Below are 20,222 nucleotides of genomic sequence, written 5' to 3'. Positions count from 1 at the left end.
CGAGATTAGTAATGAAGGGAAATTTAAAGATAAAAGTTGATCAGAGGAATAGGGTTTATGGATTATAGAGAAACAGAATTGTTATTATATAGATCCGGGGGATTGAGCGGATATCGGTCAATCTACTCGATTCTTTTGTTGTCCTATTTAGAGTAAAGGTGTTAGGATTGAAAAGAGTCAAATCAACGAAGACCGTCTTTCAATCAAATACGCTTTCAGCAAGGCCGCGATTTCACTGCATGGAAATGAACGCCTGCTTGATCGTTAGGGTTAAATCACAGGAGGTCAGAAAATGAGTCGTATATTAATCGCAGAAGACGATAAAGAAATTTGTCAAATATTAACTGATTTTTTGGAGAGCTATAATTATAAAACTGTTTGTTGCTTTTCTGGAACAGATGTCTTGTCTGTTTTTAACCAGGAGTCTTTTGATCTGGTAGTCTTAGATTTAATGCTGCCCTATGTCAGCGGGGAAGAAATTCTCTGTAAAATCAGGAAGTTTTCCGATATTCCGATCATCATTGTATCCGCGAAAGATCTGGTGCTGACAAAAGTTGAATTGCTGCGATTAGGTGCGGATGACTACGTCACAAAACCTTTCAATTTGGAAGAATTGTTAGCGCGGATTGAACGCTGTCTAATCCGAAATCAGAAAACACTTCCGGAAATGCAGATTGTCAGCGGGGATTTAGTCTTAGATACACAATCGAAATCGGTATCCATTCACGATACTATTCTTTCTTTAACGGCGAAAGAATATCAAATTTTAGAATTATTAATGAAATACCCCAATAAGGTTTTCTCGAAGCAGAATCTTTATGAAGCGGTATGGAATGAAGCTTTCGCGCGGGATAATGACGTCATGAACACGCATATCAGTAATCTTCGAAAAAAACTGGGTGATGAAGGCTGGCGAATAGAAACGATATGGGGATTAGGCTATCGTTTTATCAAGGATTGAACTTTAGAGAGTCTTTAGCTTTGTCTTAAGTTCTTCTTGATCTTTCTCTGCGATACTTAAATGCGGAGGAAAGAATGAGATGAACGAAATTATTTTTCAGACTGAAAATATCACAAAAAGCTATAAACAGGTCCATGTCCTCGATCATGTGAATATGACGGTAAAACGGGGTGAAATATACGGATTGATCGGCGAAAACGGCGCTGGGAAAACAACGTTGATCCGCTTGTTAACCGGACTGGCCAAGCCTACTTCGGGAACGTTGCGCTTATTCGGCTGTCAGGGGAAAACCATCGCGGCGCAGCGATCGCGAATGGGCTGCATTATCGAAGGACCTTCTTTGTATCCGGAGATGACCGCAATGGAAAACTTAGAGGTTCAGCGGCGGCAGCGGGGAATCCCTGGAAAAGAAAGTCTTGATCACGTTCTCGCTTTGGTGAACCTGAACCAGGCTGGAAAGAAAAAGGTGAAGAATTTTTCATTGGGAATGCGGCAGCGGCTTGCGTTAGCGATTGCGTTATTAGGAACACCTGAATTTTTAGTGCTGGATGAGCCGATCAATGGATTAGATCCCGTAGGAATTTTAGAACTTAGAAATTTGTTAAAAAATCTGAATAAAGAGCGTGGGATTACCATTTTGATTTCAAGCCATATCCTGTCTGAGCTGAATCAGCTGGCGACCTGCTACGGCATTATGAGCCATGGAAAATTACTGCAGGAAATTGACGCCCAAGAATTAGAAAAACGATGTCAAAAACATTTGTTTTTGAAGGTGAGCGACACCGCCAAAACGGCTTCGTTATTGGAAGTAGAAATGCATACGAATAATTTCAGAGTTCTGCCTGATCATTCGATTTGTTTGTATGATTATCTGGAGAAACCGGATCTAATATCCGCAATGCTGGGAAGAAATGATATAACCTTATATCAGCTGACATGCAAAGGTGAAGATTTGGAGAGTTACTATATGAAAGTAATCTCGGGAGAAAAACAATGCGAAATTATTTAAATGCGGAATTATATCGGCTGCTCCATTCTAAATCCTTGTTTGGTTTCATCTTCGGCTGCGTCCTCATTCTGTTTTTATCCTTGATCTTTGGTGAAATGACGATTATGGGGTCTGGGGAAGGCATGCTGCTGGACATTGGATTTCAGGCAAAAAGTTATTTATCCTTGGCGGAGCCTACTTTTGAAACGGTGGCTCAATCCTGTTTGGGCTATACTGCTTTTTTCTGGCTGGTTAACGTCTTATTTACAGCTACTTTTTTTAACAAAGAATATGAAATCGGAACGATAAAATTATCTGTTGCTTATGGAATTGACCGCCGTATTATCTATTTTTCAAAAACGGTAATTATTCTGTCTGTTTCGATTTTGATGTATTTCGGTTTTATCTTTAGCTTTTTTGTTCTGGAAACAATCCAATCGGGATATCTGATGAGCTTGTCAGAAATCATTCAGCTTATCCAATGGACGGCGATTAACGGGCTTGTTATTCTGGCGATGAATTGTCTGGTACTCTTCTTATGCGTGTTAGTCTCCAATATGAGTATTGTGACGGGTATCAGCTGTATTTATATCTTCAGCGGCGCATGCGTTTACTTGATGTCCTGGGCAAGCATGGAAACTTTATTTCCTTTATTACGATATTACGTTTATACAAACCCGATGTTTTACTGGATGAATATCTGTTCGTCCAATATCGTGAGAATCATCGGTTATCTGCCATGGTATTTATTAGGCAGCACGCTGCCGCTGATCGCCGGATGCATTATCATTAACCAAAAAGAAATTAAGTAGAGGCGAATTCGTGATTTGGATATTGATTTTCGCGCTTCTTCTTTCAATCTTGATTCTTTTGGGTTTTGAATTCAGCTGCTGGAAAAAGCAGATCCGTGATATAAGTGCGCAGCTGCAGAAAATTCTGAATGGAGAAACACAAAAATATATAACGATCACCTTAATGGACAAAAATCTGGAAAAGATAACAGAAATGATCAATAAAATTGTAGAAAAGGAAAGAGTGAACTTGGGCCGGGCACAAAGAAAAGAGGATAAACAAAAAGAGAACATTGCTTGTTTATCCCATGATCTGCGGACGCCGTTGACTTCTATCCGCGGTTATTTAGAGCTGATGCAAAAGGCTGCAGATGATAAACAGCCGGTTTATATTGCAGCTTTACAGGCAAAAGCGCTGCGCCTAGAACAGTTAATCAATGACTTTTATCAGATCTCATTGTTAGACGATCATGAATATGTTTATAAAAAAGAGAAGATTGAACTGAATAAACTCATTACTGATGTTTTATTAGATCATTATTCTTTATTTGAAAAGAACAAGATTACGCCGGAAATTCAACTGGCAGAAGAAGAAATTTTCATCGTTTCCGATCCATGGGCGCTGACGCGGATTTTTCAAAATCTTATGGTTAACGCAGCGCATTCGACTGCAGGGAAACTGAACATCAACTTAATTTTAAACGACGGGCAGCTGAGGGTTAGTATTCAAAATTCCATTAAAGAAGATTCCCACGTGGATTCTACACAGATTTTTGATCGCTTCTATGCGGGAGATTGTTCAAGAAGTAATGGCAATTCCGGTCAAGGGTTATATATCGTCAGAAAATTACTGATACAATTGGGCTGTGAAGAACCGAAAGTAAATATTACAAAGGAATCGTTTGAAATCATCGTTGATTTGACTAATCTTTATGTGTAACAAATAAGTTGTAGCGATGATGAGATTGAAGCAAGGCGCCCAAGGACATTCCTAATCATTCCTATTCGGTGGGTAAAGAATCGCGAAGAGTTGAAGTTAATATCAAATATTGAAGCTGCAGCGCAAAAGAGAAAATCAAAGCACTGCAGCTTTTTTACGATTAAGAGTGACTTTCCGCGATTGCGGCCTGAAGAATTTCTGAAATCCGGGTTTTGAGATCAGGAGAAACCGCGGCTCGTTTGCGGGGTGCTTGGGAAAGGTCCAGAATATTAAGCGAAATCTCCATCTGGATCTGATCATTTTCTTCACATTGCACGGTGATCATCGTTCGACCCGGGGCCTTTGCGCTGATCAAGCCAGTTTCATTGACGCTGGCGATCGTTTCGTCCTGACTGCGGAATTGCCAGGTCACCGGATTAGCGTTGTAGGGAAGCGGCTCAAGTGAAATCTGGGTGTTTTTTCCGACCCGCAGCGTGATCGAAGAAGTTCTGAGTTCCACGCCAGTCACCGGAATCACACGGGCTTGCAAATACGTCTTCGCAATGTCATTCAGTCCTTCTCGCATCCGCAGCACTTCGCTTTGCACAAGCTCGCGGTCGGAGCTGCGGGCGTAGGTCGCGCTGCCGTAGCGGTTGATTTTCATCTTGGGCCGCTTCAGCGACTGAACCAACTGCGTTACGGCTGTTTCGGATTCCGCAGATAAGCTTTGAAGAAATTTGGCTTTGTTGACATCCCGGATCCCCTGCTTTAACATTTTATAGCGCGGCGACTCATAAAAGCTTTCATCGGCTGAATCCCGTTCCGCGGGATAGATCAGCCACGGATCGCCCGGCTCAAATGTGCGATAGGAGACGTCGGTCAGCGGATCTTCATTCCAGCCGTCCCAGGACCATCTCAAGAAACCATCGGTTCCCTGTTTCATGGTGTACCACATCGTCCAGGCGGTATCGGCCATGTCGGAGATAGTATAAGCGCTGGGATATTGCCCGGTACAGGTGTAAATCGTGGTCAACAAGCCCTGTTCCTGACGATGCTGGGCCAGATTGCGCATCGCGTCCGATTGTTCGTTGACATTGATCAGACTGACAGAGATGTCGTCGATTCGATCCAGAAACGCATAATCATCGCCGCTGGAATAATTCATCGCTGAAGAGATTTTAAAGGATTTCCCAGCCTCGCTGCGGATCCCTTCAATCAGATCCACGCAAGGCTGCAGCACTTCCATTTCCCGCTCATCCATGGCGATATAGGTGAGATCGAACCAGCCTTTCTCAAGCGTATGACGCATAAAATCTTCCAGGAATGCCGTCCAGGCGGTCCGCCATTCCTCGCTGCCCGGCGTTAATGTCAGACGCTGGGACGTGCCGCTGGTTTCGTCATACACTGTCACAATGTTGCCCCAGGGGGCGATGCTGTAAGCTTTGATCTGTCCCCGGCCGGTCTGCGGATCGAGGACGCCGGCCTGGATTGCCAGCTCGATCCATTGATCAAAGTCGGTATAATCGAAGCTGAAAGAGCCGTCCGCGGTTTTTGTCCAGTGAATCATCGACGGGTCGCTGTCATACGACTGATGATTCCAGGCTTCTTCCACGATGGTGGCGATGACGCCCCGACCGCCCATTTTGGCGTATTCTGAAAGCTGATCGAGCAGATAGTTTTTATGTTCCTCGCTAAACGGGGCTACCGCATAGTAGCGGGCAGTCGTGTAGGGATGCTGCCACAACTCAACCTGAGTCACGCCTTCCTGCGGATCCGGGGCGGCCAGATCCAAAACCTCAAACGTCAGCGTCAGCGTTATTGGGGGCTGCCCGGCGGCAGTGACCTCCAGCGTTCCCGTATAAACGCCGCAAACGGCATCCTTGGGAATCGTCAGTGAAACCCAGGCGGATTTCAGCTGCCCGGCTTCAATGCGCGTTGTTCCACTGCGGTGGATAACGTCAGGATACGCGGCAACCGGTGCTTCCGGCTGAGCGCTGCCGATATTGGCGAGTGTTTCCTGCAGCCAGCGGATATCGATATTCTCGGCGCTGATGCGGTGTTTGCCATTGATGAAATCACTGCTGCGGATTGCGGCTTGTTCCAGGGGCTGACTGCCGGCCCCTACGGTGACTTTCGCGTCCAATACGTCGTTTTGCCACACGGTGTCCGTCCATTCGCTGAGCGTGGAGCGGTGAATCGAAGCGTAATCGGATTGCAGCGTGTGGCGGTAGGGTGTGTCAAAAACGGCGTTCATGATATCGGAAGCGGAGGGGGATTCAGCCAGAAGCTTTTGAGGGAAAGCGGCGCTTGTCCCCAGCAGGACAAGGCATAAACAAAGCGTCATAAGACGGCGTAAACGAGTTTTCATAAGTCTCCTTTCGCATGAATTTTCAACCGCCGGGCGGTCATCGTGGTCAGGTCTGGCCTTATTATATCAATAAAATACACCGCGACCTATCTTAAATTATGAAGCTTCCTTTACAATATCGGGCATGGACGTTGCTGTCCTGATTTGAATCTACCGGAGCGGGAGTTCTGCGGAAATGAAAGGGGAAGCAGGAATGCTCAAACTGAAGCTGAAGCTTGATAAAACCAAACCGTTTTTAACAGGGAAGCAGTGAGGTGGAATAACCGGGAAGGGGACGTTTGCGGAAATTGTTCGGATCCCCTGTGATTTTTGCGGCAGAGAGGTTCAATTCGAAGAACGACGGACAGGGTTAAATATAAGGAATTCCTCAAAGCACTGAAACACCGCTGTTTTTACTTAAAACGAGAGCGGGGGATTCCGGTATGGATTGCCGGAATACGAAAAATTTGTTATACTAAAAGTTATTAAGGATAAAAAATTATAACCATCATAAACGGGCTGATAAGCCGGTTTGGAAAAGTCCGGAATATGATCTTAAATCACAGACTAAGAAAAACTGAATTCGCGGATAAGGAGTGAAGGAATGAAACCGGTGAGGACAACGGGGAGAAAACAGATTTATTTCTGGGGGAAAATCGGAATGATTCTTCTGCTCTTTTTTATGTGGGATTTTCCTGCCGTGCAGGCTCAGAAAAAACGTGTCGTCCGGATTGCCTATCCGATTCAGGCGGGTCTGACGCAAATTGATGAAGATGGCAAAATGAGCGGTTATACCTACGAATATTTACAGGAAATCGTGCAGTATACGGGATGGGAATATGAATTTGTAATCGGCTCCAACAGCGATGAGGATCTTCTGGCGCTAATGGATCAGGTGGCGGAGGGATCGATCGACTTAATGGGCGGTATGATGTATTCCGAATCCATGAAAGAACGGTATGATTACTCGGCATACAGCTACGGCATGGTGGAAACCGTACTGCAGGTTTCGGCGGAAGATACGCGGGATATCGTGATTGATTCGAGGATCGAACAAGATCTGACAGTCGCTGTTCATGAAAATTCGGTGGCCCGGAAAAATGAGTTCCTGGAATTCTGCGAAATTAACAAGGTGAATCCCCGATTTGTTTATTACACCGACTACGCTGATGTGCGGGCACTGCTGCAGAACAACGAAGCCGACGCGGTGCTGAAAACGAGCGCGGACCGGGTCGAAGGCTTGCGGACAATCGCCCGCTTTGCGCCTAAACCGTATTATTTTATCGCTTCCAAGAAGGATGACAGTGGGCTGATCAAAGAATTGAACTACGCCTTGCAAAGCATTGAACAATCCGACCCTTACTTTTCAACGCGGCTGGAAGAAAAGTATTTCGGGAATTTAACCAACCGGCTTGTGCTGTCCGACAGTGAGAAAGCGTATATTGATAAGACGCAGAGCGTGCGCGTGGGCTATCTGCGTGATTATCCGCCGCTGGAATTTGAGGATCAGGGTCAGCCGGCTGGAATCGCTGTCGATTATCTGCGGTCGATCAGCGAGAAAACCGGGCTGGCGTTTGAGTTTGTTCCGGTGGACTCGACGGCGCAGCTGGATCAAATGGCGGCCGCGGGCGAAGTGGAAATGATCGCCGGGATGACCTACGACTATGATTCCGCCCAGCAGCGGAATTTGGGAATGACGCGGGTTTACTTGAATTCTCAATATGTCGCGGTTTTAAACAAATCCATCGATGAAACGGATTTGAGCGGCAAGGTGATGGCGATCAGCGAAAACAGCTGGTTTGCGGGCAGTGAAGACACCAGTCTGACCCGGGCGTATGCTTCCATGCAGGATTGCATGGAAAGCGTTTATGATGGAAAAACGGATTATACCATTGCCGACGGATATGCGGCGCAGTATTATCTGAACCAGCCGAAATATAACAACCTGCGGCTGATTCCGCTGACCGCGCAGACGCATGAAATCTGTTTCGGCGTCGCCAACCGCGGCAATCAGGAACTGCTGACCATCTTAAATAAGGTTATCCTGGCGACCAGCGATGAGGAAGCCCAGTCGCTGATTTACAAAAACACCGTGTTCCACCACACGATGACGCTGACTGATTTTATCCGCGAGAATTCGCTGACCGCCGTCACGCTGATCAGCGGTGTCGGTCTGTTTATTATCGCTGTGCTGGTTTATGCCGGACATCAGCGGTCCAAAATGAATCGTGAGATCTCGCTGGAACTGAAAAAACATCTCCAGGTGTATCAGCTGGTCAACGATATGTTTTTTGAATTTGATATTAAAACGCAAAAGCTGATGATCTTTGATCCCGCGGCGGGACAAAAGGGAGAAGCGGCGCAGGTGCGTGAGCTGCCCCAGCAGGATTTCCGATGCACAAAGATCAAGCAGGAAATCGCCCGGCTGCTAAAGATGGAAAGCGGCGGGAAAGCGATCCGGGAGATCACGCTGAACGACCCTCAGCAACAGCCGCACTGGTTCCGCATCGCGATGCAGACGATCACGGATGAGAGCGGACGCTGTGTTTATGTGATCGGCCGGCTGAACAACATTGACGAACAGGTCAAAGAGAAAGAGCGGCTGCGGTTAAAGGCGGAGCGCGACAGCCTGACGCATATTCTCAATGCCGAAACCTCGCGCAAACAAGTGGAAGCGGAATTGGAAGCCAGGCCGCAGGCCGGAGCGTTGATTTTATTGGACATCGATCATTTTAAAGAGGTAAATGATACCTACGGTCACTGGGCGGGCGATCAGGTGCTGGGGCAGGTGGCCCAGCTTCTGCAGGAAGTGTTCAGCGGCGAAATTGTCGGCAGGCCGGGCGGCGATGAATTTCTCGTGTATATCCGTCAGAGCGAACCGGAGAATGTCCGGCAGCGCTGCGAAGATCTGCGCCGGCGGATTCAGGAGATCCGGCTGTCGGCGACCGAACGGCTGAGCATCAGCGCCGGCTGCGCGGGCGCCAGCGCGGACAGTACGTTTGAGACGCTTTATCAACAAGCGGATAAGGCCTTGTATCAAGCGAAGGAAAAAGGCCGCAACCAGATTGTGTACGCCTTTCAACCGGCAACGTTAGCCGGTGAGGACGCTGCTCAAAAGTAAAAACAGAAACATGGAAAAGGAAGGGGAAATCCCAGGGATTCATACAAGGGGGATTTTCCTTTTTTCGGATGTGCGGTACAATGAGAGAAACAGAAAGGGGCCTGCGGATGGAAGCAAAAGAAAGACAATATTATGTGCTGCTTTCTGCGTTATGCACGACATATACGCAGTCGATTGATCAACAGATCGCAAAGTGGATTAACCCTCATTATTTAAAGGTGCTGGAATATATTCGAAAGCATGAAGGCGTAAAGCCAAGCGAGCTGGCCGAGGTTTTCCGGATGTCGAAATCGAACGTCACGAAAATTGTCAGCTATTTTGTGCACAATGATTTTGTTGAGCGGGAGGTCGAACAGAAGGACCGCCGCAGCCTGCATTTAAAGACGACGCCTTATGGCCGGCGAGTCTGCGGAGAGGCGGATGCGATCATCATGCATTTTGCGGCCGTGATGGCGGAAGCCTTTGAGGATGAAGACCGCGAACCGTTTATGCGGCGGCTGGCCCTGGCGATGCAGAAGATCAACGAGGAATCGCATGTCGTGCTGGATGAGGAGGATGATTTCGCCAACACTAACTTTTAAAAGGAACGTGTTCAAGGGTTGATCCACACGGATTGAACGTTGTTTCTTACTTGCAATCAGGATACTTCCCCGGCAACCCAAAGGAAAACCTAGGGAAATAAGATAATCTTGGCACTTTTCTTCAACGGAGTCTTTCGTTACAATAAGCTTACAAGGAAAGTGAAGAAAGGGTAAAACAACGATGAATGAACAAGCGAAAATGTTGGCGGGAAAGCTGTATACGGCGCAGGATCCGCAGTTAGCCGAAGAACACCGGCGTGCGCTGCGCTTAACCCGGCGTTATAACATGACGGGGGAGGATCAGACAGAAGAACGCGAGGCACTGATGCAGGAGCTGTTGGGCAGTGTCGGCGAAGACGTGGTGATCATGCCGCCGTTTCGATGTGATTACGGTACGCAGATTGAAATTGGCGATCATTTCTTCGCGAATTATGACTGTCTGTTTCTCGATGTGTGTTCCATTAAAATCGGCGATCATGTCATGCTGGGACCGCGGGTATGCCTGTATACCGCGGCGCATCCGCTGAGCGCGGAGATCCGGGATACCGGATTGGAGTATGGCAAGCCGATCACGATCGGCCATTCTGTGTGGATCGGCGGCAATGTCATCGTCAATCCCGGCGTGACGATTGGCAATGACGTGGTGATCGGCGCCGGTTCGGTGGTCACCCACGATCTGCCTGACGGCGTGATCGCCGCTGGCAACCCTTGCCGCGTGCTGCGGCCCCTTGCCGAGGAAGACCGGCAATTCTGGCGGGCCCGTCAACAGGAATGGCAGACGGACTAAGCGGATCTGAGGAAATAAATCTGCTTGACAAGCGGACGTGGAAAGCGTAAACTAACCACGGGTTACGGTAGAGAACGCCGCGGAACCGATCAAAAAGGAATCAAAAAATCAGTGAGGCAAAACCACTCTAAAAAACACAGAGTGGTTTTTTATTTTGAAGGAGGAATACGATGGAGAATAAAATGGGGACGATGCCGATGAAGAAACTGTTGGCGACGATGTCGCTGCCGATCATGCTTTCGATGTTGATCCAGGCATGCTACAACATTGTTGACAGTATGTTTGTCGCACGGTATTCGCAGGACGCGCTGGCGGCGGTATCGCTCGCGTTTCCGATTCAGATGCTGATCATCGCGGTGTCGGTCGGCACGGCGGTCGGTGTCAATTCACTTTTGGCCCGGCGCTTAGGCGAAGGTCGGATGGAGGCGGTAAACCAGGCTGGCCAGCACGGCATCATCCTGGCGCTGCTCAGCTCGGCGGTGTTTGCGCTCTTCGGTTTAAGCGGGGCACGGATGTTCGCCGATCTGTTTACCACATCCGAAGCGATCGCTTCTCAGGCGGCGCAGTATATCGGGATCGTCACGGTCTTCTGCTTCGGCGTGTTCGTGCAGATCGTCATGGAACGGATTATGCAGGCGACGGGCAACGCGGTCTACAACATGGTGATGCAGGGCATCGGGGCGCTGGTCAACATCATCCTGGATCCGATTTTCATCTTCGGTTTATTCGGGTTGCCGGAAATGGGAATCACGGGCGCGGCGATCGCGACGGTGACCGGACAGATCCTGGCGATGGTGCTGGGCGCCTGGATTATCCATAAGAAAATTCCCTTTATCCACTTGGGATTGCATCATTTCCATTTTTCGCTGGAAACCTGCCGTCAGATTTATTCGGTCGGGTTTCCTGCGATCATCATGCAGTCGGTCGCTTCGGTGATGACGCTGGGGATGAACATGATTCTGATGCCGTATTCAGAACTGGCAATTTCCGTTTACAGCGTTTACGCCAAGCTTCAACAATTTATCTTTATGCCGGTTATGGGAATGAACAGCGCGCTGATCGCGATCGTGGGCTATAATTACGGCGCCCAGAAAAAACAGCGGATCTACCAGGCAACGCGGTATTCGCTGATCGCCGCTGCGGTGATCATGGCAGTGGGAACGTTCTTGTTTCAGCTTGCGCCGCAGACCTTATTGGGAATGTTCAACGCTTCCGCTGAAATGCTGGAGATTGGGATTCCGGCGCTGAAAACCATCTCATTGTCGTTTGTGTTTGCCGGGGTGTCGATCGTGCTGTGCTCGATTTTCCAGGCGCTGGACGACGGGATGCTTTCGCTGTGGGTGTCGCTGGGCCGTCAGCTGATCCTGGTACTGCCGCTGGCCTGGCTGCTTTCCGCCTGGGGCGGGCTGAACAGGCTGTGGCTGGCGTTTGTGATTTCCGAGGCAATATGTATGCTTTTCAGCATCGCCATGTACCGCCGGGTCAGAGTCCGCCAGATCGATGGGCTTAACCCTGATCTGGAAGCTTGATCAAAAAACATGGAAATCAGAAAAAACAGAAAATAAAAAAACTCGCACGATCACCGGGTTCTGAAGGAATTCCATCAGCACAAAGCCGGCGGCCTGCGAGTTTTTCTTTGGATAAAAGCATCGGATTAAACGAGAATACGCGGCATTCGTCCGCGAAGCATGCTTAACGTTTCGGGGACAATTGTTTCGTTTTTTTCGGCGACTTCCAGCGCAGAAATGGATTCGCTTCCCTGAATGCCGATCACGACGACTTCCTCGCCGATCGCTGCGGGCAGAGTGCCCAGATCCACCAGGCATTGGTCCATGCACATCGCGCCGATCAACGGACGCCGCTGGCCGTGAATCAAAACCTCGACGCCTTGGAATGAGGAACTGCGGAACAGGCCGTCGGAATAGCCGATTGAAAGAATCGCGACGGTCGTATCGCAAGGAGCGGTCCAGGCATGATTGTAGCCCGCGCCTTCGCCTTTTCTTAAAGATCGTAAGGCTGCGATCCGGGTGTGGACGGAAGCAACGGGCCGCAAATCCAGCTCCATCCGGGATCGGAACGGGGCGACGCAGCCGAACAGCGCGATTCCAAACCGAACCAGATCACACCGCAGTTCAGGATAATTCAGAAATCCATAGCTGCCCTGCAGATGAAGGCGGCCGGGATCAATGCCGCGTTCTTTCAAAGCGTCTGCGACATGGAAAAACCGGTCGATCTGAGCCTGCGTATGTGCGACGGCTTCCGCGTCCAGATTATCCGCTTCATAGAGATGCGAATAAAGGCCGGTAATCCGAAGATGGGACAACGAATAGTAACGCACAATAGCGTCCAGGTCCTCCGCGGCTTCGCCCAGACGGTGCATTCCGGTGTCGACCGGCAGATGCGCGTCAATCGCAAAACCGGTCTGATCCAGCTGACAGGCCTGATCGTAACTGGTCAAGGTTAAGGAAAGCCGCAGACGTGATACTTCTGCCGCCCGCTGCGGCGGAACATAGCCTAAGATCAGAATCTCCGCAGTCGGATTGACCGCCCGGATCACCTTGGCTTCCTCTACCGTGGCGACGGCGAAATGCCGGACGCCCTGCCGGCTCAGGAAATCCGCGGTCGGCTCCAGGCCATGACCATAAGCGTTCGCCTTTAAGACTGCCATGATTTCCTGATACGGCGTCATGGCTTTTCTCAAGACCGTCAAATTGTGCCGCAGCGCAATTCCGTCCAGCTCGACCCAGGCCCGGTCCCGGCCTTCCAGCATCGGCTCAGGATCCAGCGCTTTGACGAATAAGCAAGTCGATTCATCCAGCTGTGAGCTTTCGACCGCCGTGTTTTCAGTGGGCGGAAGCGTTTCGCCCAGCGGCTGCGTCCACAGCTGCCAGCGGCGTTGTCCGTCATCATAGAGGTAGGGCCTGGCTTGGGTATAAGCTTTAAGAAAAGCGGCGTATTCCTCCAGCACCCAGTCGTGATCGGCGATGATTTGCGCATGCGGCAGTCCGACGTAGCGGTAATGCCAGGGTTCTTCGCTGATTCCGGTAATTTCCGTTTTGTGCTTGGGATAACGGAAAATAAAGCCGAACTGATCGGCGCATTCCCGCATCCGATCCGCCAGGGGACCGGAGAAATCCGGACAGATCAGATCTTGATCCTTGCCGGCGATACCCAGGTCGATGGCCAGTCCGGTATGGTGTTCACTGGCCCGGACCTCGGCGACGAACTGATGCGCGTAATCCCAGCCCCGTTCGTTTTCAGTGTCGGTCATGATGGTTCGCTGTTGGGCATAACTGCGCCAGCCGCTGACGAACGTCACTTCTGTTTCCCCGCCGCAATGCGTGATCCAGGCGTTTAAAGCCCGGGCGCAGACCGGCTGCAGCTGAGTGTTTTCATCGATCCAGACCAGCTCGCGGGTCCAGCGGGATTCGTCCGCTTCCAGGCGATGTTCCTGGTTGACAAGGCGTATGCAGTTCATGCGTTTTTCCCCCGCTGCAGCGCTTCTTCAATCAACGTGTCCAGAATCGTTTCGAACGAAATTCCTGCCTGGCCCATCATGCGCGGGTACCGGCTGGTCGCAGTCATGCCGGGCAGTGTGTTGATCTCGTTGAATAAGATCCGCTGATCCGGGGTCAGGAAACAATCCACGCGCACCAGTCCCTGGCAATGATGGATTTCCCAGAGCTTTCGTGCCAGGCGACGCATTTGTTCGCTGACGAAATCCGGCAGCTGCGCCGGACATTCCACTTCCGCGTGGGTATCGACATATTTTTCTTCATAATCGAAGAAATCGCTGTTCAAATGAATCCGGTCGACTGCGCCCAGAACGAGCCCGTCCGGCGTTTCCAGTATAGAACAGCCGATTTCCTCGCCGCTGACGGCTTCTTCAATTAAAATCCGGCGGTCATGCTTCGCGGCGCAGGCACAGGCGGCGTCGAGTTCTTCCCAGGTGTTGATCTTGGTGATGCCGATCGAGGAACCGCCGCGGGCCGGTTTAACGAAGCAGGGCAGATGCAGCCGTTTCAGCGATTCCCGCTTTTGATCGATTTCAGAATAAGCGAAGACGACGAACGGACTGACTTCGATTCCGTTCTGCCGCGCCAGCTGATGACTGAGCGCTTTATCCATGCCTAACAAAGAAGCGTCCATGCCGCATCCGACAAAAGGAATGTGGAACAGTTCAAACATTCCCTGAAGCGTTCCATCCTCACCGTTACGCCCGTGTAGAACAGGAAAGAACACGTCGACGTCCACGGCTTCTCCCGTTTCATCTTTCAATTCAAAATTCCTGCGCGCCAACGTCAGCCGCAGCCGCTGATCCGACGCTGTATGCCATTGGTCCGCTTCGATTTCCGCGGCGCTTGCGCTTGTGAGAAACCAATCGCCCTGAGGATCGATGCCGATCTTCACCACGGTGTACCGCTCGGGATCCAAAGCCCGCAGCACCCCTGCGGCCGAGTGCAGGGAAACGCTGTATTCGTCACTGCAGCCGCCGAACAAAACGGCGACGTTTAATTTTTCGTTCATGGTTTAGTCCTCCTCGGTAATTTCAGTTTCCGGCGGCAGCGGATAATCGATCCGGCTGCGGCTGGTGTAACAGGCTTCTTCGCGCACAAGCTCGCCGTCTGCTGCGGCGTAAAGCGTGCGGCTGATGTCCTGGGTGCGGTAAATCTTCCCTTTTTTGCGGGAGTAGACCAATGCGGAACCGGTCACCTCGTAACGGTAACAAGGCGGCTGGGCGCACCGGAACTGCGCGTGGACGGAATCCTCGTCAAAATCCAGAATCAGCTGGAACGGCTGATCCGTATCGTTGCGGAATTTCAGATCGCTCCACCCCTCTTGAATGGTTGCATCGATGCCCGCCGGCATTTCCGCGTTCGGATTGGCCGGCAGCGAGATGACCAGGTGCGGATGCTTCTCGATCACCGTCAGCGGCGTATGCAGAACCATCCAATATAACAGCTCGCTCATAAAGCACAGTCCGCCGCCGTGAACCGGCACGATTTTACCATCGTGCAGACCCAGACCCGGCCGGTACGGATCATCGTGATCGGCGCCCCGCGCCAGCTGCCAGAACGAGAACACCTCGCCCGGCTCGATGATCAGCTGCTGCATCCGGCGGGAGACCACCTTCAGATTGTGCGCTTTGTTGTACTGGTACTGAATATCATACCCGCTGTCAGGATTGATCAATCCCTGGGTACATTCATACTGGATATAAGGCAGCCGTTCTTCGGCCTGCCTGCGGGCATAACGATTTCCGTCATGCTTCATTTTCTGATAAAAACACCAAATCTTCTGTTTTCTGCGCAGCGGCAGAAGAAAAGGCAGAAATTCGGTAACCCGGCGTCGGCTCATACAATTCACTCTCCTTGAAGTTTCCCTTATTATGCCACCGGAAGATGACTTTCCCATGGCCGCTCCGGTGACTTGTTTGTCACTTTCAGTATAAAAGGAAAAGATCTTAAGTTCTTTACTTCCCCATGACGCTTTGTGAAGGACTATGACATGTTTCTTAAGAAACAATGACGGCGCAGCAGTCTGCGGATGAGGATCCTCATTCTCCGCGCATTGTGGTACAATGAGATCAGCGAAATTTCAAGGAGGAAAACAGAATTATGAATTATCCGCAATGGAAAAAATCAGACTGGTCCGAAACCCGCTTCGGCGTGACGATGAAGGACGAGTATATTGGGTTGGAACAGCCGAAGGATCCTGCGGTGCTGAACTGGGTTGCCGCGGAGAATGCGCTGACCGACCAGTTCTTCAGCACGCTGCCGGGCTATGCCCAAAAAAAGGAACAGCTGCAGGCACGCCCGTTTTACGCCAGCTATTCCGCCGTCACAGAAACGCCGGAGGGCTATTGGGCGACCCGCGCCAATCAGGATGGCACGCGCACACTGGTTGTCCTGGATAAAGAGTTTAAAGAGATCCGGGAAGCGGATCTGAGCCTGATTCCGGACACAATCACGGTGTTCACCGCCAATCCGTCGTTTACGGATCCCAATTTGATCTATTATACCGGACTGGAAGACGGCGCCGGTCGTCCGTGCGTGCTGGTTGTCGATCAAAAGGAAAACAAACTGATCCGCAAACTGGACGGGATTTTCTATTCGTTGTGGGATAAGACCGGCCGCCGGATTCTGTATTCCGACGCTGACGCCGATCCGGAAAAGGGGCTGAATGTCAATCACGTCCGCTGCTACGACTGCGACACGAATGAAATCCAAACCTGTTTTGATTATCATGAAAATGCCGTGCTGGTGCGTTTGGCCTGCTCGGCCGACGGGGCTACGGTCGTCGCGGAAGTGATGGAAAATTATGCCGATACCGTGATCTTTGTGCAGCAGGACAACGGTGAATTTCTCTCCGTCAGCGAGAACTTGAAAGGCGCGTTCACCTATGTCGATACGCTGAACGGGGAGCTGATATTCTTAACCCAGGCCCAAGCGCCGCTGGGGCGTTTGATCGCCGTGAAGCATGGTCAGACGCTGGCGGAAGGCCGGACGCTGGTTGAGGAATGTGAAATGAAGCTGGAAGACGCAATCCGTCATGGGGATCAGCTGGTTCTGTTCTATTTAAAAGATGCGGCGTCGTTAGTCCGTGTGGTCGGCGCCGACGGGAAAAAGGCTTATGATCTGCCGCTGCCGAGCGCTTCAGGCGCGTGTACGCTGGCCATGCAGAACGGACGGGCGATCCGGAAATCGGATTCGTTGATTCTTGAATTTGAATCGTTTGTCCATTCGCCGATGCTGCTGAAACTGACCGGCGATCAGCTGACAGTGCTGTATCAGCCGAATCCGAAGACGGCGGAGGATATCGAAGTCCGGCAGATCTTCACCGAGGCTCCGGACGGCGAGCGCATTCCAGCCTTTGTCGTCATGCCGAAGGGACTGGAAAAGACCGGCTGTACCCCGACGCTGATGTATGGCTACGGCGGCTATAACAACGCGATCCTGCCGTCCTATAATAATCCGTTTGTCGATCTGGACATCGTCGACTGGGTCAGCCAGGGCCGGATCTATGTCAGCATCAATCTCCGCGGGGGCAGCGAATACGGCACCCGCTGGCATGAAGGGGGAAGTCTGGCGAACAAGAAAAATTGCTTCACCGATTTCATCGCGACGGCGGAGCGCATCCAACAGGAAGGCTGGACCTGCCCGGCTAAAACGGCGATCTGCGGCGGTTCCAACGGCGGTCTGCTGATGTGCGCGCTGCTGACGATGCGGCCGGATCTGTGGGGCTGCGTCATCGCGTCGGTGCCGCATACCGATATGATCCGCTTCCGCAACGACGACCGCGGTCCGATGTACATCACGGAATATGGCGATCCGATGGATCCGGCGCTGTTCCCGTTGATGCTTTCCTATTCTCCATACCACAACATTCAGGCGGTGGATTATCCGGCAATCTATATCCAGACCGGCGAATGTGATAACAACGTGCCGCCGTATCATGGCAAGAAAATGGCCGCGAAGCTGCAGGAAAACAATCAGAGCGATCATCCGGTGCTGCTGCGCGTGCTGGCGCTGGGCAGCCACGACCGCGGCAAGGGGGAAGCCCATCTGAAAACGATTGCCGAAATGCAGAGTTATATCGACTGGGCGCTAGGCGAGGTCCAGGAATGATCACGGTCTATCTTGTCGGTCCGCTGTTTACGGAAGCGGATCAGGTTCAGCGCCGGAAGGAAGGAGAACAGCTGCGCCGGGAACTGTCAAAACGGGATATCGATGTTCAAATCGTCAATCCGATCGACCTGCCATTAAACGAAGGCGGCGCGTCGACGCCGGCAGCGATCTTTGAAGCTGATTATCATTTCCAGTGCGAAGCGACGCACGTGTTCCTGGATCTGGCGAATGAGGATACGGGCAGCCACATGGCGCTGGGGATTCTTCTGGAAAAGAAGCTGAGCGGCAAGCCGATCCAGCTGTACCCGGTGTATTCCGATTCCCGGATCGGGCGGAATCAGGCCTCGGGTCTGGATTGTCCGATCGGTTACAACGCGTTTGTGATCGGCGGTTTAAAAGCGAATGGAATCCAGACTTATTCCAGCTTTGATCAGGCGTGCGATCAATTCCTGAAGGATCTGGAAGGCTGAACATCCGGAAAAGGCAGACGTTTGATTTAAAAGCAATATAAATCAGGGAAAGAAGCGGCGGCAGGAAGCGAAAGAAAGCTGAAAACCGCGGCTTTTTCTGTTTACATCAAGGGAAGGATGACCTTCTTTGAAAAGTATGATAAACTGATACCATTGATTTTAAAGAGGGAGGAAGGGGAAAATGAAAAAAAGATTCTCGAAGTTTTTCGGCACGCGGCAGTTTTATAAGCTGGCGCTGGCCGTGGCGGTGCCGCTGATGATGCAGCAGCTGATCACCAGTTCGGTTAACCTTGTCGATAATTTAATGGTCGGCCAGTTGGGGGATGCGGCGCTGGGCGGTGTGGCGGCGGTCAACCGTTTCTATATCATCGCGACCTATGGGACTAACGGCGTGCTGGCTGCCGCGGCGATCTTCATCGCGCAGTTCTTCGGGGCGCGGGATGAGGAACGGATGAAGCAGTCGTTCCGCTTCTCGATCTTAAGTGCGTATGCGATCATGATTCCTTTCTTCATTCTGGGGATTTTAGCGCCGGAGGGGATTGTGCATTTCTTTACGAGCGACCCGGTGATCATCCAGCTGGGCAGCGCGTATATGCGGATTGCGGCTTTTACCTTCTTGCCGATGGCGTTGTCATTGGGGATTTCCAGCGCGATGCGGGCGGTGGGCGAAACCAAGATTCCGTTAGTGATCAGCGCCGGGGCGGTGCTAACGAACACCGTGCTGAATTATTGCCTGATCTTCGGTAATTTCGGTTTTCCGCGCTTAGGCGTTGAGGGCGCGGCGATCGCGACGCTGATCGCCCGAGTGTTGGAAGCGGCTGTCTTGTTGATTGTGCTGTCAAAACTGGATTTGCCGTTTAAAACCAAGCTGTCGCAGCTGTTCCATGTCTCCGGTCAGCTGGCCCGCAGCATTCTGATCAAGGCTGCGCCGTTAGCGCTTAACGAGGTCATGTGGTCGCTGGGAATGGCGACGTTGTTCAAGTTTTACGCGACACGTGGGCCGGAGGTCATGTCCGGTTATTCAATCGCGAATACGATCGGCGATATCTTCTTTGTCTTGTTCGGCGGCATGGCCGCAGCCACGACCGTTCTGGTCTCGCAGCCGTTGGGCGCGAACAAGCTGGATGAAGCACGGGATCATGGTTATCAGCTGCTGGGCTTCAGCGTCATGCTTTCACTGTTGTTCGCTGTCCTGATGTTTGGTTCCTCGTTTGTCGTTCCGCACTTCTACCAGGTATCCCCGACGGCCAAGCAGGTCGCAGTGGATGTGCTGCGGATCATGTCGGTGATGTTCTGGATTTATATGGGCAACACGCAGTGCTACTTTATTCTGCGCGCCGGCGGGGATACGCGTTCGACGCTGTTTATGGATTCAGGCTATATGTGGACGGTGAATATTCCGCTGATCTGCTGCTTCACCTATTTTACCGGTGTCGATATTCTGGTGCTGTACGTCATTGGTCAGATGACGGATATCCTGAAGCTGGTCATCGCTTATTCATTAGTGCGAAAAGAAAAATGGGTTGTGAATTTAACACAATTCTGAAATGAAGACAGACCTGCCGATCCGGCAGGTCTTGTTTATGTTAAAAATTGGAAACTGAAAAAAAACCGGAATTTAAAAAAAAC

General features: G+C 50.9%; 15 protein-coding genes. 11 read left to right on the top strand and 4 right to left on the bottom strand.

Going from position 1 to position 20,222, the window contains the following annotated elements; all coding sequences use genetic code 11:
* Positions 1 to 292 precede the first annotated feature (292 nt).
* From HOLDEFILI_RS09930 to HOLDEFILI_RS09915, 4 genes are all read left to right on the top strand, one after another.
* A complete protein-coding gene (locus tag HOLDEFILI_RS09930) occupies positions 293 to 961 on the top strand; it encodes a response regulator transcription factor (RefSeq protein WP_006059526.1) in 669 nt (222 codons plus the stop codon).
* A gap of 79 nt (positions 962 to 1,040) precedes the next feature.
* On the top strand, positions 1,041 to 1,970 hold the full coding sequence (locus tag HOLDEFILI_RS09925) for an ABC transporter ATP-binding protein (RefSeq protein ID WP_006059525.1): 930 nt from the start codon (positions 1,041 to 1,043) through the stop codon (positions 1,968 to 1,970).
* A gap of 104 nt (positions 1,971 to 2,074) precedes the next feature.
* Positions 2,075 to 2,761 carry an ABC transporter permease gene (locus HOLDEFILI_RS09920; RefSeq protein ID WP_167317138.1) on the top strand — a complete coding sequence of 229 codons (687 nt, stop codon included), beginning with the start codon at positions 2,075 to 2,077 and terminating at the stop codon, positions 2,759 to 2,761.
* A 10-nt stretch (positions 2,762 to 2,771) separates the two neighbouring features.
* Positions 2,772 to 3,680: a sensor histidine kinase gene (locus HOLDEFILI_RS09915; protein ID WP_006059523.1), complete on the top strand. Its 909-nt coding sequence runs from the start codon at positions 2,772 to 2,774 to the stop codon at positions 3,678 to 3,680.
* A 160-nt stretch (positions 3,681 to 3,840) separates the two neighbouring features.
* Here the strand turns inward: HOLDEFILI_RS09915 and HOLDEFILI_RS09910 are convergent, their stop codons facing one another.
* Positions 3,841 to 6,027: a glycoside hydrolase domain-containing protein gene (locus HOLDEFILI_RS09910; RefSeq protein WP_156788902.1), complete on the bottom strand. Its 2,187-nt coding sequence runs from the start codon at positions 6,025 to 6,027 to the stop codon at positions 3,841 to 3,843.
* 583 nt (positions 6,028 to 6,610) lie between these two features.
* On the opposite strand from HOLDEFILI_RS09910, the gene HOLDEFILI_RS09905 reads away from it, so the two are divergent.
* From HOLDEFILI_RS09905 to HOLDEFILI_RS09890, 4 genes are all read left to right on the top strand, one after another.
* Positions 6,611 to 9,127 (top strand): transporter substrate-binding domain-containing diguanylate cyclase, encoded by a 2,517-nt coding sequence (locus tag HOLDEFILI_RS09905; protein ID WP_006059520.1) that lies wholly within the window; start codon positions 6,611 to 6,613, stop codon positions 9,125 to 9,127.
* A 107-nt stretch (positions 9,128 to 9,234) separates the two neighbouring features.
* The gene (locus HOLDEFILI_RS09900; protein ID WP_039864631.1) at positions 9,235 to 9,708 is read left to right on the top strand and encodes a MarR family winged helix-turn-helix transcriptional regulator; all 474 of its coding nucleotides are present in this window, start codon (positions 9,235 to 9,237) and stop codon (positions 9,706 to 9,708) included.
* A 181-nt stretch (positions 9,709 to 9,889) separates the two neighbouring features.
* Complete coding sequence (locus HOLDEFILI_RS09895) at positions 9,890 to 10,495, top strand: sugar O-acetyltransferase (RefSeq protein WP_006059518.1); 606 nt, start codon at positions 9,890 to 9,892, stop codon at positions 10,493 to 10,495.
* Positions 10,496 to 10,665: 170 nt separating this feature from the next.
* Positions 10,666 to 12,024, top strand: a complete 1,359-nt coding sequence (locus HOLDEFILI_RS09890; RefSeq protein WP_006059517.1) for an MATE family efflux transporter — start codon at positions 10,666 to 10,668, stop codon at positions 12,022 to 12,024.
* 125 nt (positions 12,025 to 12,149) lie between these two features.
* On the opposite strand, the gene alr is transcribed toward HOLDEFILI_RS09890, so the two are convergent.
* From alr to vanW, 3 genes are read right to left on the bottom strand one after another with little or no spacing between them, the layout of a single operon-like run.
* Complete coding sequence (gene alr / locus HOLDEFILI_RS18890; protein WP_006059516.1) at positions 12,150 to 13,973, bottom strand: alanine racemase; 1,824 nt, start codon at positions 13,971 to 13,973, stop codon at positions 12,150 to 12,152.
* Entirely contained in the window at positions 13,970 to 15,022 is a 1,053-nt protein-coding gene (locus HOLDEFILI_RS09880) for a D-alanine--D-alanine ligase family protein (protein WP_006059515.1), read from the bottom strand. The genes alr and HOLDEFILI_RS09880 overlap by 4 nt, the downstream gene beginning before the upstream one ends.
* Before the next feature lie 3 nt (positions 15,023 to 15,025).
* Positions 15,026 to 15,853: a glycopeptide resistance accessory protein VanW gene (vanW, locus tag HOLDEFILI_RS09875; RefSeq protein WP_039864629.1), complete on the bottom strand. Its 828-nt coding sequence runs from the start codon at positions 15,851 to 15,853 to the stop codon at positions 15,026 to 15,028.
* 260 nt (positions 15,854 to 16,113) lie between these two features.
* Here vanW and HOLDEFILI_RS09870 point away from each other — a divergent pair, with 260 nt between their 5' ends.
* The 3 genes from HOLDEFILI_RS09870 (at position 16,114) to HOLDEFILI_RS09860 (ending at position 20,139) form a co-directional block, all read left to right on the top strand.
* The gene (locus HOLDEFILI_RS09870; RefSeq protein WP_006059513.1) at positions 16,114 to 18,123 is read left to right on the top strand and encodes a prolyl oligopeptidase family serine peptidase; all 2,010 of its coding nucleotides are present in this window, start codon (positions 16,114 to 16,116) and stop codon (positions 18,121 to 18,123) included.
* Entirely contained in the window at positions 18,120 to 18,593 is a 474-nt protein-coding gene (locus HOLDEFILI_RS18440; protein ID WP_006059512.1) for a hypothetical protein, read from the top strand. The genes HOLDEFILI_RS09870 and HOLDEFILI_RS18440 overlap by 4 nt, the downstream gene beginning before the upstream one ends.
* A gap of 181 nt (positions 18,594 to 18,774) precedes the next feature.
* Complete coding sequence (locus HOLDEFILI_RS09860) at positions 18,775 to 20,139, top strand: MATE family efflux transporter (protein ID WP_006059511.1); 1,365 nt, start codon at positions 18,775 to 18,777, stop codon at positions 20,137 to 20,139.
* Positions 20,140 to 20,222 lie beyond the last annotated feature (83 nt).

This window comes from Holdemania filiformis DSM 12042, from assembly GCF_000157995.1.
Classification (GTDB): domain Bacteria; phylum Bacillota_I; class Bacilli_A; order Erysipelotrichales; family Erysipelotrichaceae; genus Holdemania; species Holdemania filiformis.
The sequence above is the reverse complement of the archived record's forward strand: the minus strand, read 5'-3'. Positions and strand labels throughout refer to the sequence as shown.